This is a genomic window from Kitasatospora aureofaciens, from assembly GCF_001188955.3.
Taxonomy (GTDB): Bacteria; Actinomycetota; Actinomycetes; order Streptomycetales; family Streptomycetaceae; genus Kitasatospora; species Kitasatospora aureofaciens.
This window is the reverse complement of the sequence record NZ_JPRF03000065.1, coordinates 313,442-330,006: the sequence shown is the minus strand read 5'-3', so window position 1 is coordinate 330,006 and position 16,565 is coordinate 313,442. Positions and strand designations below refer to the sequence as shown.

10 protein-coding genes are annotated in these 16,565 nt (G+C 71.5%); 3 read left to right on the top strand and 7 right to left on the bottom strand.

Annotation, left to right across the window (positions count from 1 at the left end; translation table 11 throughout):
* Window positions 1-78 precede the first annotated feature (78 nt).
* The gene (locus HS99_RS34570; protein WP_030549972.1) at window positions 79-624 is read left to right on the top strand and encodes an FHA domain-containing protein; all 546 of its coding nucleotides are present in this window, start codon (window positions 79-81) and stop codon (window positions 622-624) included.
* Window positions 625-654: 30 nt separating this feature from the next.
* On the opposite strand, the gene HS99_RS34565 is transcribed toward HS99_RS34570, so the two are convergent.
* Window positions 655-1,617, bottom strand: a complete 963-nt coding sequence (locus tag HS99_RS34565; protein ID WP_030549970.1) for a DUF1152 domain-containing protein — start codon at window positions 1,615-1,617, stop codon at window positions 655-657.
* 69 nt (window positions 1,618-1,686) lie between these two features.
* Here HS99_RS34565 and HS99_RS34560 point away from each other — a divergent pair, with 69 nt between their 5' ends.
* Window positions 1,687-2,334, top strand: coding sequence for a DUF6891 domain-containing protein (locus HS99_RS34560; RefSeq protein WP_050366816.1), 648 nt, complete (start codon window positions 1,687-1,689; stop codon window positions 2,332-2,334).
* Window positions 2,335-2,491: 157 nt separating this feature from the next.
* Here the strand turns inward: HS99_RS34560 and HS99_RS34555 are convergent, their stop codons facing one another.
* On the bottom strand, window positions 2,492-3,289 hold the full coding sequence (locus tag HS99_RS34555; RefSeq protein ID WP_030282659.1) for a hemerythrin domain-containing protein: 798 nt from the start codon (window positions 3,287-3,289) through the stop codon (window positions 2,492-2,494).
* Between the two features lie 174 nt (window positions 3,290-3,463).
* Complete coding sequence (locus tag HS99_RS34550; RefSeq protein ID WP_223886084.1) at window positions 3,464-4,525, bottom strand: alpha/beta hydrolase; 1,062 nt, start codon at window positions 4,523-4,525, stop codon at window positions 3,464-3,466.
* A 432-nt stretch (window positions 4,526-4,957) separates the two neighbouring features.
* Here HS99_RS34550 and HS99_RS34545 point away from each other — a divergent pair, with 432 nt between their 5' ends.
* Window positions 4,958-5,710, top strand: a complete 753-nt coding sequence (locus tag HS99_RS34545; protein ID WP_030282655.1) for an SDR family oxidoreductase — start codon at window positions 4,958-4,960, stop codon at window positions 5,708-5,710.
* 15 nt (window positions 5,711-5,725) lie between these two features.
* Here the strand turns inward: HS99_RS34545 and HS99_RS34540 are convergent, their stop codons facing one another.
* The 4 genes from HS99_RS34540 to pulA form a co-directional block, all read right to left on the bottom strand.
* A complete protein-coding gene (locus HS99_RS34540; protein WP_030282652.1) occupies window positions 5,726-5,950 on the bottom strand; it encodes a hypothetical protein in 225 nt (74 codons plus the stop codon).
* 112 nt (window positions 5,951-6,062) lie between these two features.
* The gene (locus HS99_RS34535; RefSeq protein ID WP_030549968.1) at window positions 6,063-7,799 is read right to left on the bottom strand and encodes a carbohydrate-binding module family 20 domain-containing protein; all 1,737 of its coding nucleotides are present in this window, start codon (window positions 7,797-7,799) and stop codon (window positions 6,063-6,065) included.
* A 241-nt stretch (window positions 7,800-8,040) separates the two neighbouring features.
* Window positions 8,041-10,371 (bottom strand): M4 family metallopeptidase, encoded by a 2,331-nt coding sequence (locus tag HS99_RS34530; protein WP_030549966.1) that lies wholly within the window; start codon window positions 10,369-10,371, stop codon window positions 8,041-8,043.
* 571 nt (window positions 10,372-10,942) lie between these two features.
* A complete protein-coding gene (pulA, locus tag HS99_RS34525; protein ID WP_030549964.1) occupies window positions 10,943-16,474 on the bottom strand; it encodes a pullulanase-type alpha-1,6-glucosidase in 5,532 nt (1,843 codons plus the stop codon).
* Window positions 16,475-16,565 lie beyond the last annotated feature (91 nt).

Genomic DNA, 16,565 nt, shown 5'->3' with positions numbered 1-16,565 from the left:
GCTCAGTGACGTACGAACCGTGCGCCGGCCCGCGGCGTGATCTGGACAGTCCCAGCCGGTCGATCCGACAATCGGGCCATGACGCAGCCTGAGTTCCCGACCGGCGCCGTCCGGCCCTCCGACTCCGAACGGGACCAGGCGCTCGGAGTGCTGCGGGACGGCGCGGGCAGCGGCCGGCTGTCGCACGACACCTTCCTCGGCCGGATGGACATCGTCCTGCAGGCCACCAGCCGCGGCGAGTTGGACGCGGCGGTGGCCGGGCTGCCCACCGGCGGGCCGGTCGAGCGGTTCGTGCTGCGGGCGGTCGGCCGGGTGTCGGCCTTCGGCGACCGGCTGAACCGGGCCTGGCGCAGCGAGCGGCTGCCCGGGCTGAGCCTGCCGCAGGCCGGGGCGGGGCTGTTGACCATCGGACGGATCCCCGGCTCGGGGCTGCGGCTGCACGACGCCTCGGTCTCCCGGCACCACGCCGAACTGCGGCACGAGAACGGCGGTTGGGTGCTGTACGACCTCGGGTCGACCAACGGCACCCATGTGAACGGGCGGCGGATCGCCGGCGGGATCCCGGTGCGGCCGGGCGACCAGGTGCGGTTCGGCAACCTGGAGTTCCGGCTCGCCGCTCCCTGAGCACCCCGCTCCCCGGGCACCCGGTCCGGCTCAGTGCGGGAACTGCCGGGGCGGGCGCTGCCGGGGCAGCTCGTCCCGGAACTCCTCGATCAGGGTGCTGATCTGCCGGGTCAGCACCGTGTGCTCCAGCCGGTCCAGGTAGCGGTTCTCGGCGGCCAGCGCCTCGACTGTGACGCCGAAGTAGAGCGTCATCAGCGGATTGACGAAGAGTTCGCCGTTCCCGGTCCGCTCGGTGAACCGCACGTCGCCGAACTCGCCGCGCAGCGCCGCCGCCACCGAGCCGTTGACGATGCTGGGGTGTTGAGGGAAGGCGGCCCGGGCGTGTTCGACGGCGTCCAGGTAGAGCGCGCCCTCCCGGCTGCCGCGCGGGATGGAGAAGGCGCCGAGGTAGCCGCCGGCCCGGTCGATCGCGGCGAGGTTCTCCAGCACCAGGGCGTGGTTGACGCCGTGGTGGGCGTCGATGCCGAAGCCCAGGCAGGCGACCAGCCTTTCGGGCACCTCCGCCAGGCCCGCCACCGCGGCCAGGCTGGCCATGTCCTCCTCGGGGGTACCGAGCCCGGCCTCGTCGCCGCGCATCAGGATGTCGGTGCCGCCGTCCACCAGCAGGACCGCGTCCACGCCCAGGTGGGCGACGAGTCTGCGGTAGGCCTCGCGCAGCAGTCGGACGCCGACCGTCGGGAAGGCCCACACGGTGTCGGGCATACCGTGCAGCCGAAGCCAGCGGGCCAGGGTGCGTTCGGGGAAGTAGCCCTCGGGGGCGGCGGTGTCCGGTTCGATCCTGGCCACGTCGGGCTCCTGCCAGACCTCGCCGGGCAGGCCGTAGAGGTGGGTGAAGGAGAGGTTGGCCAGGTGCACCTCCTTGCCCGCGGCGCGCAGGGCGAGGGCGATCGGCAGTCCGGCGTACACGTCGAAGCCGCCGCCGGCTCCGGCGACCAGGATGCGCTCGGCGGCCAGGAGCCTGGTGATCAGCGGGGGTTGCAGCAGAGAGGTCACCGGCGGACGGTAGCGCACCGGCGGGGCGTGCGGCCCGGTATTGTCAGTGGCGGGTGCGAGGATCCGGGCATGACCCAGGACACGGACACGGCGCTCTCCCCCGACGTGCTGCTCGAAGCCCGGGAGCGGGCTCGCGAGCTGATCCGGTGCGGCTTCCAGGAGCCGGACGAGATAGCCGAGTCCCTGGTCGAGGTCCTCGACGACCAGGGACTGACCCAGGAGGAGGCGGAGCGGATCGTCGCTCCGCTGTGGACCGAGCGGCTGGCCGAGCAGGCCCACTGGCCGGAGACCACCGACGTGGACCGGCTGATGGACGCCTTCGACCTGCTGGAGGACCAGGGCATCGTCGCGGCGATGGACTTCACCTGCTGCGCCGGCTGCGGCTACGCGGAGATCGGCGGCGAGGCCGACGAGGACTCGCGGGGCTTCGTCTTCTTCCACCAGCAGGACACCGAGGCGGCCGCGGCCGGACGCGGACTGATGCTGCGCTACGGCGCCTTCAGCACCGGGGAGGCGCCGGGCGGAGAAACGGACGGGGAGTCGGACGCGGAGTCGGACGCGGAGTCGGAGGAAGCCGCGGGGCGGCGGACGGCGGAGATCGGCCGGACGGTGGTGGCCGCACTGGAGGCGGTCGGCCTGCCGGTGGAGTGGAACGGCTCTCCACGGACGGCGATCCGGGTCGCTCCGCTGGAGTGGCTCAACCGCCTGCCCGAGTAGCGGAACTGCGGGCGGTCAGCGGTCGACGTGCGGCTCGGCGCAGGGTCCGCCCTCGTCCCCCTTGCGCGGGGTCACCTCGACACCGCCGTTTCCCCGGCGGGTATATGCCAGCGACACGTGCCACGCGCGTAGATCGACGGCCCGCGAAGAACCGCGCTCAGTCGACGAGGCTCCCCAGGCTGCCGTCGGTCGCGCCGCCGCCCGCCGGCCCCCAAAGCGGCGCGGTGCAGCGCTGGTAGGTCGCCTGCCAGTGCGGCCAGTTGCGGGCCACGTCGTCGTCGCACTCGGCGAGCAGCCGCTCTACCTGCGCCGGGTCGACACCGTCCAGCAGCCAGGCCAACGCGTCCGCCGTCCCCGGGCCGTCCGCCGAGCGCAGCAGGTCGAGCAGTTCGCCCAGGCCGCCGAGCCGGGAGCTGTCGGTGACCACCCGGTCCATTCGGGGCAGCAACTGCCGCTCCTCGATCCGCAGGTGGGTCTCCAGCCGGGCCGCCAGGTCCTCCATCGCGTACGCGACCGGCCAGGCGCTGCCGGTGTCCCGGCTGGCGATCCGGACCAGGGTGGTGACCCGGGTGAAGGAGTGGTCGAGGTTGTGGTGGTCGGCCTCCAGCCAGTTGAGCAGCAGCCGCAGCTCGGGGGCGAAGCGCCGCACGATCGGCCAGATCCGGGTGTCCTGCTGCTCGTGGTGGCAGGTCAGCATCGCGGTCATGAAGGTCCAGTGCCGCAGCAGCGCCTCGCCCTTGTCCTCCTCGTCGGGCTGGAGCAGCCGCAGCGCGTTGGGCAGTCGGGCGAGGTCCCGGCGCAGCGCGGCGTGCACCAGCCGGAGTCCGGCGAACCGGACGGTGAACGGCTCCTCGTCCGTGGCCGGCCCGTACGCGTCCGCGCCCCGGGAGTCGACCCCTGACCCTGCCTGCGCGGGGACGGAGGGGGCGGGCTGGGGCAGCAGATGGATCGGCATGGCACTCTCTTCACGACGTGGCGAGGCGGACGGGGCGGCCGGTGAGAACCGCCCCATCCAAGGTGCTCGTAGTCGATCAGAAGCGAATCAATGTCCGATTGACGCGCAGGTCACGGGCCTGCGCGCGGGCTCCGGCCGCTCCCGCCGGAGGAGCGGGACCGGGTGCCGTTCCGGTCAGTCGGAGGCCGGGCCCGCCAGGTTGGCGCTGAGCCACTGCAGCGTGTCCGGGATCATCTTCTTGAAGTCCGAGGTCAGGTGCTTGCCACCCGGCTGCTCGTAGTACTGGATGGACACCGGGGCGACGGCCTTGGCCACCCAGCTCTTGACCACTTCCTTCTCGTAGCCGTTGGCGCCGCCCGCGGTGACGTACATCTTCACGTCGGCCTTGCCCTGGGTGACCAGCAGGTTCGGGTTGTTGGCGGCCTTCTCGGCGTCGTGGCCCTTCCACAGCCCGGAGTCGGGGATGAAGTAGCCGTCGATCGGTACGGCGGCCTTGTAGACGTTCGGGTACTGCAGGGCGAGCTTGGCGCTGCAGAAGCCGCCGGTGGAGGCGCCCATGACGCCCCAGCTGTCGCGGCCCTGCAGGGTGCGGAAGTTGGCGCGCACCCAGGCCGGGATGTCCTCGGCCATCCAGGTGCCCATCTTCGGCTGGCCCGGGATGTCGGAGCAGTCCAGCGCGTTCTTCTCGTCGCTGTTGAAGTTCTGCACCGGCATGATCATGATGAACGGGTGGGCCTTGCCCTGCTTGACCAGCTGCTCGTCCACCTCCTGGATCGGCAGCTGGTTGTCGGTCCAGGTGTTGTAACCGTTGCTCTGGCCGCCCGCGTAGAGGGTGAGCACCGGGAAGCCGGTCTTGGCGAACTTGGGGTCGTTGTACTCGGGCGGCAGCCAGACCCAGACCTGGCCGGTGACGCCGGACTTCGCGCCGGTCACCTTGGTCATCATGATCGGGCCGGCGGCGGTGTCCCGGACCTTGCTGAGGTTGGCGGCCGGTCCGGTCGGCATCAGCACCTTCCCGTTGGCCGGGGTGGGCTGCTCGGCGGTGGGCGTGCCCGGGGCCGCGCTGCCCGTGGCGGCCGGAGTGCCCGTACCGGCGGTCGCCGCCGGGGTGCCGTCGGCCGAGGAGCTCTTGCCCTTGCCGTCGTCGGAACCCCCGCAGGCCGCGAGCGAGGCGGCCAGGGTGAGCACGGCGGCGCCGGTCAGGACGGCACGGGAACGGGACGACTGCCTAAGCACGGTGAGGACTCTCCGACCGATGTCGCGCCCGGTACGTCTGACCGGGCGGCGGCCCCCCGGTGGGGCCGGACAGGCCCGGGGGCGCTGCACTGTGCGGTCCCCCGGAGCGTTGGAGCGCCGTCCCTCGCGGAGGCGCACCTTCCTGCGATCTTATGACGTGGGCCGGGGTCGCCCGGTTGCGAGGCGGCCACCGGGAATCCAATGTTTGTTCGTGATCAGGTAAAGCCCTTCACCGCTCCCGCCGGTCGGCGGGGGCCGGTCGGCGGGGGCCACGGGCGCCGGCCTGCCCAGCCGTCCGGATTTTGGGTGCTTTGACCAGTGACGGCGGCCCCCACATCCGGAACGATCTCCTCAACACGCCTCCGGCGCCGACCAGCGGAGCGTGACCGTACCGGTGCCGAGCCACCGGACCGGCCCACCGAGGAGAGTGCCATGATCGAGCAGGTCGCCGTCGTCACCGGAGCCGGCAGCGGCATCGGCAGGGCCGTCGCGGTCGAACTGGCCGCGGCCGGCTGGCGGCTGGTGCTGGCCGGTCGCCGGGCCGAGCGGCTGCGGGAGACGGCCGACGCGTTCCCGGCGGGCACCCTGCCCGCCGAGGTGGTGCCGACCGACGTCACCGACCCGGCCGCGGTGGACGCGCTGTTCGCCACCGCCGCCGAGCGCCACGGCCGGGTGGACCTGCTGTTCAACAACGCCGGCACCTTCGGCCCGGCCGTCCCGGTGGAGGAGCTGGCGGTCGAGGACTGGCGGGCGGTGGTCGACCTCAACCTGACCGGCGCCTTCCTCTGCGCCCGCGCCGCCTTCCGGCAGATGAAGGACCAGGACCCGCAGGGCGGCCGGATCATCAACAACGGCTCGATCTCCGCGCACGTCCCGCGCCCACACTCGATCGCCTACACCGCGACCAAGCACGCGGTCACCGGCCTGACCAGGTCGCTGTCGCTGGACGGCCGCCCGTACCGGATCGCCTGCGGGCAGATCGACATCGGCAACGCGGCGACCGACATGACGGCCGCGATGGGCGCGGGGGCGCGGCAGGCGGACGGCCGGATCGTGCCGGAGCCGACCATGGACGTGGCGGACGTGGCGCGCACCGTCCGGCACATGGCCGGGCTGCCGCTGGAGGCCAACGTCCAGTTCGCCACGGTGATGGCGACCGCCATGCCGTACATCGGGCGGGGCTGACGGAACGGGGCCGGCTCACTCGTCGTGGGAGTAGCGGTACCGCAGCGCGGCGCCGTTCTCCTCGTCCAGCCGGTAGACGCTGGTGGTCGGCCAGTACTCGCCGTTCTCGGCGACGGGCAGTTCGGCGCGCAGCACCATACGCAGCGCGGGCGGCGGGGCGGCGGCGTTGACGCGCTTGCGGTGGCCGTCCCAACGGCCGCCGCAGAGTTCGAGGTCCAGGACGAGGGGGGTGGTTCTCATCCCGCGATGGTGGCAGCGCCGCCCTCTTCCGGGGGGTTTGCGACGGTGCGGCCATCCCCACGGGGGACCCCCGTCAGTCCACGGCTGACGGGGGTTCCGGGCGCGGAGGGCCCTACGGCCGCCAGGTGTCGTTCAGCGTGACGTTCCCCGAGCCCGGTGCGGTCGCCGTCCGGTTGGCGCCGGACTCCCAGGTCACCGCCCCGCCCGCGTCCTTGATGACGTACTTGTACTGGAAGGACGTGCCGCCCGGCAGCGAGAGCGCGAGCGACCAGACGGGGTAGCCGGCCGAGGAGAGCGGCAGCGCCTTGGCCGGGTCCCAGCCGCCGAGCGCCGGGACGTCGCCGACCACGTAGACGCTCTGTCCGTACGCGGTGGTCGCGTTGACGTTGAACGAGGCGCCGGAGACCGTCGTACCCGGCTGGACGTACAGCGCGACCGCGTCGCCCGCGCCGACCGTCGCGGTGAACTGCCCGTTGGCGCCGACCTGGTACGTCGGGCCGGTGCAGCCGCCGCCCGGCTGCGGGTCGCCGTGCTGGACGTCGCAGTACGTCCCGGCCGGCAGCCCGGTCTGGAAGGTCCGGGTGATCGCGCCGCCCTCGTGGTTGATCGCGACGTAGCCCCGGTTGCCCCGGCCGAAGGCGATCGCGTTGTTTCCGTCGGACCACCAGTCGGTCACCCCGGTGCCCGCTACGGCGTTGCGGAAGCCGACCATGTTGGCGATCTGCCGCCAGGCGTGGGTGCAGTTCCAGCCGTCCTGGTAGCAGGCGTTGACGGTGCCGCCGTTCGGCGGGCCGTCGTCGTTGTTGCTGAAGCTGTAGCCGGAGTAGATGTTGGGCGAGCCGTACGTGGAGGCCAGCAGGAAGACGTTGGCCAGTGTGTAGGTGTTGCCGTAGGTGTAGTTGAGGGTGGAACCGTTGCGCTCGGTGTCCCAGTTGTCGACGAAGCTGCGCGCCTGGTTGCTCGGCAGGTAGCCCCAGGAGGCGCCCCAGTTGCCGAGGTTGGCGAGCTTGTCGCTGGTGAAGACGCGCTTGAGGTCGGTGCCGACCCGGAACTCGTCGACGTCGCCGTTGCCGGTGTACTCGGTGGGCTGGATCGGTTCGCCGGCGCCGTAGATGACCTCCTGCACCCAGTAGGCGTTGGGGTTGGCCATCCGGGCCTTGATGGCGGCCAGGTCGGTGGCGGCGATGTGCTTGGCGGCGTCGATCCGGTAGCCGTCGACGCCGAGCGAGCCGAGGTCGTCCAGGTAGTGGGCGATGGTGGTCTGGACGGAGGCGCTGCCGGTGTCCAGGTCCGCGAGGTTGACCAGCTCGCAGTCCTGCACGTTGGTGCGGTCCTGGTAGTTGGTGATCGGCTGGCGGCAGGTGTGGAAGTCCGCGTCCCGGTAGGTGCCGGGGTAGTTGTACTTGGTGTACACCGTGCCGCCGGTTCCGGTGCCGGAGCCGGCCGACATGTGGTTGATCACCGCGTCGGCGATCACCTTGACCCCGGCCGCGTGGCAGGTGTCGACCATGTTCTTGAAGGAGGCCCGGTCGCCGAGCCGTCCGGCGATCTGGTAGCTGACGGGCTGGTAGGAGGTCCACCACTGCGGGCCCTGGATGTGCTCCTGGGGCGGCGAGACCTCGACGAAGCCGTAGCCCTTGGGGCCGAGGGTGGTGGTGCAGGCCTGGGCGACCGAGTCGAAGCGCCACTCGAAGAGGGTGGCGGTGACGTCCTTGCCGTTGTTCGCGGGCGGGGAGGCCTGGGCGGCGGGGGCGCCGAGGGTCCCGGCGAGCGAGAGTGCGAGGGCCGCGGAGGCGGCGAGTGCGCCGGCCGCGCGGGCGGCCCGGCGGGTGGGGGCGGTGGTGACCACGTTGTCTCCTGGGGGGGTGGCTGGGGTGGGACAGCCGGGTGATGCATGCAGGAAGTTTCTGTAACTTGCCGGAAACTTGCAGCGCTGAACCTAGGGCGACCAGCAGGGGCCGTCAAGGGCCAGGACTGAACGTTTCTGCAACACAGTCCTGCAACAGGGAGCACGGCAAGGGCCCGGCAGCCGTAGCCGCCGGGCCCCTCACCTGTCCTGGTTCACCGGTCCCTCAGGAGCCGGTGCGACCTCAGCCGGTCTGGACCGAGGTGTCGTCGATCACGAAGCTCGTCTGCAGCGAGGAGTCCTCGGTGCCGGTGAACTTCACGGTGACCGTCTGGCCCGCGTAGGCCGAGAGGTCGAAGGTGCGCTGCTGGTAGCCGGCCGCGGCGTCCGCGTTGGAGTAGGTCTTCAGCGTGGTGCCGTTCACCGAGACGGTCAGCTTGTCGTACGCCGTCGAGCCGGTCTCGGCGGTGTCGATGTGCAGCCAGAAGCTCAGCGTCGCCTTGCAGCCCGCCGGGATGGTCACCGTCTGGGACAGCGTGTCGGTGTGGCTGCTGCCGTAGCCGTCCAGCCAGGCCTTCCAGCTGCCGCCGTGCGCCGCCTCCGAGGAGCTGTTGTCGACCACGCCGGAGCTGGTCGTCCACGGCGCCGCCGAGCCCGTCTCGAAGCCCGGGTTGCCGAGCAGCTGGGCCGGGGTGCAGGAGCCGCCGCCACCGCCGGTGACCGTCCAGGTGAAGCTGGTGGTGCCGCTCTTGCCGGCCGAGTCCTTCACGGTGACCGTCACGTTGGAGCTGCCCGCGGTGGTCGGGGAGCCGGTGATCACGCCGGTGCCGGCGTTGATGACCAGGCCGGCCGGCAGCCCGGTGGCCGAGTAGGACAGCGGGGCCGTCCCGCCCGAGGCCTTGATCTGCAGGTTGACCGAGCCGCCCACCGCGGTGGACTGGTTGCCCGGGCTGGTGACGGTGACCCCGCCCGGGTTGGGCAGCGAGCCGACGTTGACGGCGGCCCAGGCGGTGGCGACCGCGTTGTACTCGGCACTGTTGGCGCCGTACAGGTCGGTGGCCGCGTTGAGGGTCGCGGTGCGGGCGGCGGCGTAGTCGGTGGTGGAGGTCATGTAGGCGGTGAGCGCCTTGTACCAGACCTGCGCCGCCTTGTCCCGGCCGATGCCGGCGACGGTGATGTTGTTGACCGTCGGGCTGTTGTAGCTGACGCCGTTGATCACCTTGGCGCCGCTGCCCTCGGCCAGCAGGTAGAAGAAGTGGTTGGCGACGCCGGACGAGTAGTGCACGTCCAGGTTGCCGACGCCCGAGTACCAGGAGTCGGCCGAGCCGCCGTCCTTGGAGGGCTTGTCCATGTAGCGCAGCGGCGTGCCGTTGCCGTTGATGTCGATCAGCTCGCCGATCAGGTAGTCCGGCACGTCCTTGGGCAGGTTGGCGTAGAACTCGACCATCGTGCCCATGATGTCGGAGGTGGCCTCGTTGAGGCCGCCAGACTCGCCCGAGTAGTTCAGGTTGGCGGTGGCCGAGGTGACGCCGTGGGTCATCTCGTGGCCGGAGACGTCGAGTTCGGTGAGCGGGTGGGTGTCGCCGCTGCCGTCGCCGTAGGTCATGCAGAAGCAGCCGTCGTCCCAGAACGCGTTGACGTAGCCGGTGTCGTAGTGCACCCGGCTCATCGCGCCGACGCCGTCGTTCTTGATGCCGCTGCGGCCGAAGGTGTTCTTGTAGAAGTCCCAGGTGGCGGCGGCGCCGTACTGGGCGTCGACGGCGGCCGACTCGCGGTTGCTGGCCTGGCCGTTGCCCCAGGTGTCGCTCGACTTGCTGAACAGCGTGCCGTTGCCGGAGGTGCCGTTGTTCATGTCGGTGGTGTACTGGCCGCCGCGGGTGGTGTCCTTGAGCGAGTAGGTCGATCCGCTCTGGGTGGTGGTCAGCGACACCTGGCCGACGAACACACCGTTGCCGCTGCCGCGCTTGATGCCGTCGGCCTTGCTGAGCACGGCACCGGTCTTGGCGTCGGTGACGACGTGCAGCTTGCTCGGGGTGCCGTCGGACTCGCGGCCGTTGACCACGGTCTCGTAGGCGAGCTTCGGGGTGCCGTCGGCGGCCCAGACGACCAGGCGGGGCGCGCCGTCGACGGAGCCCTGCTCGGCGGCGAGCGCGGCCTCCTGGGCCTTGGGCGCGGCCAGGGCCGGGGTGGTGTCCACGCCCGCGAGGCTCGCCTCGCTGGCCTTGGTCACGCTCTTGGTGGCACCGGACGCGTCCTGGTGGACGATCAGGTCGCCGCCGAGGACGGGGAGTCCGGCGTAGGTGCGCTCGTAGCGCAGGTGGCGACCGCCGTTGGCGTCCTGGACGACGTCCTTGGTGACCAGCCGCTCCTTGCCGTCCAGGCCGAGGGCCTGGGCGAGGGAGGCGGTCTGCTGGTTCGCCGAGGCGATCAGCGCGGCCCGGCTGGCCTGCTGGCTGGCGACGGCGGCCGGCGCGTCCGGGGCGGCCTGGGCGATCACCGGTATGCCGGTGACCAGCAGCGCGGTGGTGGCGGCCATGACAACGGCTGCCTTCCGGACGTGAGCATGACGTGACATGCGGACTCCTTTTCCGACCGGCGCGCCGAGGGATCAACTCGGCACGCCCGGTGGAGAGAACCTGGGCCGCGGGGTTGCGGCGCAGTGGGGGCCCCCGCCGGGTGCAACGGGGGTGCGGTTTCGGTGCTCACAAGTCGTGCAGGGGTTCGTTGCAGGTCGGGACGCGCTGCACCTGAACTTGGGCAGCTGCACCGGGAGGTGGGGCCCCCTCGTCTGCAGCCGGAGGAATCGTGGCAGCAAACGCGCCGTTAATGACAGATGCATGCCACCGATTGGCCGATTCATTACCGAAACCGTATGCACGACGGTTAGTCAGTTGTGTTACGGCATGACCAAGTCTTGAACACGGTTTTCATCCCGCCGGTAAAGTTCGATCACCACCGGAGGTGACTGACCAGCGCTCGGTCCCGGCGCCCGCCCCGGCAGACGGCGGGCAGCGCCGCGCCGGGGCGGCACGTCACACTTCCGGCCGTGCCACCGCCTGATTCCGGCCATTCCCCGGCCGGAACGGAACCGGGCCCCGCACCGCCTCGACGGCGGCACGGGGCCCGGGACTCGGATAACGGCGGAATCAGCCCTGCACGAACACCGCCACGGTGCGACCCGGCACGGTGAAGCTACCGGTCGAGGCGTCGAAGCCGGACTGCTTCACCACCTGGTCCACCCCACCCGCCTGGACCGGGTGCAGCGCCTGGCTCGTCCCCTTCAGGGCCGCCAGGGTCTGCGTCTGCGCGGTGGGCGTGGCGTTGAAGACCACGGTGATGCCCTTCTCCGCGCCGGCCAGCCCGGTGCCGTCCAGGTGCAGGGTGATCACCCCGGGCGTCTCGCCGGGCGTGCCGGAGAGCGGGTACGACAGCCGCCGCTGGACGTCGGCCAGGGTGGGCAGCGAGAACAGCGGCGAGGACTGCTTGATCCGCAGGAGGTCCTGGTACTGCGCGGCCGTCGCCCGGATGTCGGCCGCGCCCACGGTCAACTTCGGGTTGGCCAGGAGGGATCGGGCGGTCGGCCAGAGCTCCTGGTTGTCCTTCGCCATCGGCAGGCCGCGGCCCCAGCCGTTGCCCGCCGACGGGTTCCAGTGGATCGCGTTGAACCAGTCGCCCGAGTCGTAGGAGTTGGAGTCGAGCGACTTGGAGCGCAGCAGGTCGCTGCCGGCCTGGGCGAAGCCCGCGCCCTGGGTGAGCGCGGTCAGCGACAGCCCGAGCGCCTGCATCCGGGCCCGGTCGGCGGGCGCGGTGCCGGTGGGCAGCTTGAACGCGAGTGCGTCGAACAGGTCGGTGTTGTCGTGGGCGTCCACGTACTCCACCGCCTCGCCCGGCGCGGCCGCGTACCCGGTCGGGGAGCCGTTGTAGTCGACCTGGGCGCCGGTGACGGCCTTCCCCGAGCTGTCGGTGAAGGAGTAGCCGGCCAGGTTCCCGGTCAGCCCGACCTTCAGCTGGTCCATCTGGTGCAGCAGCCGGGCCTTCTGCTCCTGCGGACTGCCGTTCGCCGCCGAGCCGTTGGGGTCGGTGTACAGGCCCGAGGCGAAGCCCTGCTGGGGTGCGGAGCTCAGCATGAAGTTGCCGCCGCGGGCGGCGTCGCGGAGCCGGTCGTCGAAGGTGGCGATGCCGGTGCCGGCCATGTTGGCCTGGGTGGCCTGCACGAACCGGGCGTTGTTCGCGACGGTGCCGAAGTTCCAGCCCTCGCCGTAGAGGAAGACGTTCTTGCCGTCCACGCCGTCGGAGTCCGGTGTCATCTTCCGCAGCGCGGCCCGCACGTCCAGCATGGTGGACTTCGGGTCCAGGCCCATCAGGTCGAAGCGGAAGCCGTCGACCTGGTACTCCCGGGCCCACAGCGTCACCGAGTCGACCACCAGCCGGTTCATCATGGCGTGCTCGGGCGCGGTGTCGGCGCAGCAACTGTCCGTCGTCACCTTGCCGTCGGCGTCCAGCCGCTGGTAGTAGCCGGGCACCACCTTGTCCAGCACCGAGTGCTCGGCCTGCCCGCTGGCGGCGGTGTGGTTGTAGACCACGTCGAGCACCACCCGCAGCCCGGCCGCGTGCATCGCCTGGACCATCTGCCGGAACTGCACGGTACGGGCGGTTCCTCCCCCGGCCTCCGGCCGGGAGGTGCCCCCAGGGTCGGTGGCGTACGAGCCCTCCGGCACGTTGTAGTGCAGCGGGTCGTAGCCCCAGTTGTACGCGTCGTCGGCGGCGACGGCCGCCACGCACTCCTGCTGCTTCGGGCTCTCCGGCGGAAGGGACTTGAGGTCACAGGACGGCAGCTTCTGGTCCGCCCGGTTCTCGTGGATGGTGGCGATGTCGAAGGTCGGCAGCAGGTGCACGGTGGTGATCCCGGCCTTGGCGAGGTCCCGCAGATGCTGCATCCCGGCCGACTTCGACTCGGTGAACGCCAGGTAGGTGCCGCGCTCGGCGGCCGGGACGCTGGTGTCCTCCACCGAGAAGTCCCGGACGTGCAGTTCCTGGATCTGCTCCTTCCCGGGCGGGACGGCCGCCGGGCGGGGTTGGTCGTCCCAGCCCGCCGGCTTGAGCTCCTTGGCGTCCAGGTCGGCGACCAGGCTGCGCCTGGAGTCGGTGGACAGCGCCACCGAGTACGGGTCGGTGACGGTGTTGACCACCAGCTGCTGCACCGAGGGCGCCCAGACCTTCACCTGGTACAGGTAGTACTTTCCGTCCAACTCCCGCTTGTCGCGTACGACTTCCCACACGCCGGTCTCGTCGTCCAGCTTCAGCGGCAGCGTCCTCGGGTTGCCCCCGGTGGCGCTGTCGAAGACCTGGACGGACACCTGCTGCGCGGTCGGCGCCCAGAGCGAGAGGGCGACCTTGCCGTCGTAGTAGGCCGGACCGAAGTCCACCTTCCCGGTGCGGCCGGCGTACAGGTCGTCCAGCACGCCCGGGGTCTGCACCCCGGTGGCGGCAAGCGCCGCTCCGCTGGGCAGGTGTTCGGTGAACAGCAGCTGGCTGCGCAGCGCGGCCGGGACGCGCGCGGTGTCCCGGGCGTCCACGGTGAAGGCCCGGTAGCCCGCCAGGTGCGGGTACTTGGCCTTCTGGGTGTCCGTCAGCCCGCCCGCGACGGGGCTGAGCCGGATCCACTTCCCGGGCCCGGTGAGCACGCCCTTGTCGGCGCGGATGCCGCCCTCGGGGTCGTAGACCAGCTGGGCGCTGGTGCCGCCGGCCAGGGCCTGGTCGGTGGCGCCGTAGTCGGCCGGGACGACGACGGTCCTCGCGTCGATCCACTGGGCCTTGGCACTGCCCGGGTCCAACCGGGAGGAGACGGCTGGGTTCTGCGGCAGCAGGTAGCCCTCGCGGCCGCCGAGGATCCACACCTCCCTGCCGTTGACGGCGAAGTCCAGCGACTGGTCGGCGGGCAGGTCCTTGTCGTTGCCGTTGTGCAGGATGTAGCTGAGGCTGGTCGCCCCGGGGGCGAGCGGCACCTCGAAGACGGCGCCGAAGGCGTCGCGGCGCACCGGCATCAGCGGCTTGCCCCAGTCGGTGGGACCGGCCGCGCCGGTCCAGTCGTGCAGCCCCCAGCCGTCGTAGTTGCCGTCGGCCCGGTTGTAGTGGATGACGGCGGTGTTCGCCGGCGGGGTGCCGGCCGGGCCGGGGTTCGCGGTGCGGACGGTGGCGTCGCCCTGCTTCAGCCAGACCTCACCGGTGGCGCCGACGTCGATGTGGCGGTCGGCGTCCACGTCCTTGACGCCGTTCCTCTCCACGATGAAGCCGACGTCCGAGGCGCCGGGCTTGAGCCGCACGTACGCGAAGGCGCCGTACGCGTCCCGCCCGGTGAAGGGGTGCCCGGCGGGCCACTGGGTGCCCTCGCCGTCGGCGAGGTCGCCCCAGGCGTAGAGGTTCCAGCCGTCGTAGTCGCCGTCCGGCCGGCTGTAGTGGACGACGGCGTACGGACGGGCGCCCGCGGTGGGCACCGGCTTGGGTGCGGGGGTGCCGGTGGTGAAGCTCGCGGTGGCGGAGCGCAGGTGGCCGCTGGAGTCCTGGACGACGGCCTTGTAGCGGACCACCGTGCCCGGGGCGACGGCGCCCAGGTCCTGGGTGACCGCGTACTTTCCGGTGTCGGCGGTGCCCAACGTCTGCCAGGGCCCGTTGCCGATCTGTGCCGCGAAGCTGACCCGGTTGAAGCCGCCGTCCGTCGTGGCGCCGACCGTCACCGGGCCGGTGGACCCGTCGGCGGGCGGCTGCACCGAGAGCTGCGGCGCGGCCGCGACCGGGGCGAGCTTTCCGGCGGCCCTGAACACCACGGAGGACAGCGCCGGGACGGTGACGGTCACCTTGCGGTCGCCGCCGCTGGTGACCCGCTCCCCCGCCGACGGGTAGATCCGGTCGTAGCCCATGCCCGCCGAGAAGGTGTCCAGGGTGACGGTCTTCGCCTCGGTGGCGTTGTTGACCGCCACCAGGTACTCGACCTGCTGGCCCGCGTCGATCCGGGAGAAGGCGTACACGCCCGCGCCGTCGGCGGCGTAGCGCTCGATCTGCGCGCCGTCGGCCAGCGCCGGGTTGTCGCGGCGCAGCTCGGCCAGGCCCTCGATGCCCCGGTAGAGCTCGCCGCCCTGCCCGTACCGGTCTGCCGCGCCGGAGGGGCCGCCGAGCACCCGGTCGGTGTTGTACGAGGCGGTCCTGGAGGCGAACATGTCCTGCCGGGCGTCCTTGTCGCCGCCGGCGCCGGTGAAGCCCTGCTCGTCGCCGTAGTAGACAACGGGCTGGCCGCGGGTGAGGAACTGCAGCTCGGTGCCGAGCCGGTCCTTCTTCAGCAGGGTCGCGTCGTCGGCGCCCGGGTTGTCGGCGAGCAGGAAGGAGCCGAAGCGGCCCATGTCGTGGTTGCCGAGGAAGGTCGGCAGCTCGTACGCGTCGGTGTCGGCGCTGGTGTAGCGGTAGTCCTGGCCGTAGACGTCGGCGAGGTTCTTCGCCGAGCCGCCCTGGGAGACGTAGGAGCGGGCCGCGCCCTGGAACGGGAAGTCCAGCGCGGCCTGCAGCTTGCCCTTGGTGACGTAGGGCGAGGTGACGGCCGGGTCCCCGGAGTACACCTCGCCGAACATGAAGAACTTCTTGTTGCCCTGCTCGGCGGCGAAGTTCTTGAGGGCGGGGGCCCACTGCTGCCAGAAGGCCATGTCGACGTGCTTGACGGTGTCGATCCGGAAGCCGTCCACCCCGGTGTCCTTGACCCACTGCTGGTAGACCTGCTCGAAGCCCTTGACCACCCGGGGGTTCTGGGTGTCGAGGTCGTCCAGGCCGTTGAAGTCGCCCTCGGTGGCGGACTCGCCGACGAAGGTCGAGTCGCCCCGGTTGTGGTACAGCGCCGGGTCGTTGAGCCAGGACGGGTTCTTGGCCTTGGCGTCGGCCGGCGTGCGGAACACCGGGGTGTAGGGGAAGGAGTCCTTGGTGGTCCTCGGCCAGGGGGCCCCGGCGTCGGCGAGCGCGGTCTCGTCGACCGGGTTGCCGTCCGCGTCGAGCGTCGGGTACGCGCCGGTCGAGCGGTAGCCGTGCTGCTGCTCGGCGTCGTCGATGACGTCGGCGGTGTGGTTGGTGATGACGTCGAAGAAGACCTTGATGCCGCGCGCGTGCGCCTTGGCTATCAGCTCCTTGAGCTGCTCGTTGGTGCCGAAGTGCGGGTCGACCTGGGTGAAGTCGGTGATCCAGTACCCGTGGTACCCGGCCGAGGCGTCGGCGCCGCTGCCCTGCACCGGCTTGTTCCTGAAGATCGGGGCCATCCAGATCGCGGTGGTGCCGAGGTCCTGGATGTAGTCGAGCTTCTGGATCAGGCCTGCCAGGTCGCCGCCGTGGTAGAAGCCCTTGTCGCTCGGGTCGAAGCCGTTGTCCAGCCGCCCGCCGGTGATGCCTCCGCTGTCGTTGGCGGTGTCGCCGTTGGCGAAGCGGTCGGGCAGGACGAAGTAGAACTGCTCGCGGGTGAGGTCGTGCCGCCCGGCGGTCGCCGCCAGCGCGGTGTCGGAGGGCGGGGGCGGCGGGGCGGCGGCGAGCGCCGCGGGGGCGCTGCCGAGGGTGGCTGCGGTCAGCGCGGCGGCCAGCAGCACGGCCGTGCGGCCCGGTCTGGGGCGGGGACCGCGGCGTGATCGGGGGCGGAGCGGCGTATCGGCCACTGAGGGGCTCCCTTAGGGGAAGGGGCGATCGATTGCCCTGGAAGCTAGCGGCCTGCAATATGTTTCAGCAAGATGCAGAAACCGTTTCGTT

Coding starts and splice junctions, on each gene's coding strand:
- HS99_RS34545 (WP_030282655.1), top strand. CDS start 4,958: ATGATCGAGCAGGTCGCCGTCGTCACCGGAGCCGGCAGCGGCATCGGC.
- HS99_RS34570 (WP_030549972.1), top strand. CDS start 79: ATGACGCAGCCTGAGTTCCCGACCGGCGCCGTCCGGCCCTCCGACTCC.
- HS99_RS34530 (WP_030549966.1), bottom strand. CDS start 10,371: ATGTCACGTCATGCTCACGTCCGGAAGGCAGCCGTTGTCATGGCCGCC.
- HS99_RS34560 (WP_050366816.1), top strand. CDS start 1,687: ATGACCCAGGACACGGACACGGCGCTCTCCCCCGACGTGCTGCTCGAA.
- HS99_RS34555 (WP_030282659.1), bottom strand. CDS start 3,289: ATGCCGATCCATCTGCTGCCCCAGCCCGCCCCCTCCGTCCCCGCGCAG.
- HS99_RS34540 (WP_030282652.1), bottom strand. CDS start 5,950: ATGAGAACCACCCCCCTCGTCCTGGACCTCGAACTCTGCGGCGGCCGT.